At 41.4% G+C, this 237-nt stretch carries 1 pseudogene; it reads left to right on the top strand.

Going from position 1 to position 237, the window contains the following annotated elements:
- Positions 1 to 237, top strand: a pseudogene (locus SB689_RS24165) (aconitate hydratase); the annotation flags it as partial.

Below are 237 nucleotides of genomic sequence, written 5' to 3'. Positions count from 1 at the left end.
CCTTCTGAGGACGGATCTTCTGTTGTTGTAGAAGTAAGTCCAACTTCGGACAGACTTGAGTTGTTAGAAGGATTCCCTGCTTGGGATGGAAAAAACGTTGTAGGTGCTAAAGTTTTAATTAAAGCTTTCGGAAAATGTACAACCGACCACCTTGCTATGGCTGGACCATGGTTGAAATACAGAGGACATTTAGATAACAGCTCAATCAACATGTTGATTGGAGCTGTAAATGCTTAC

This window comes from Chryseobacterium sp. SIMBA_038, assembly GCF_046535115.1.
In the GTDB taxonomy this organism is placed as follows: domain Bacteria; phylum Bacteroidota; class Bacteroidia; order Flavobacteriales; family Weeksellaceae; genus Chryseobacterium.
This window is presented reverse-complemented; position numbering and strand designations above follow the sequence as displayed.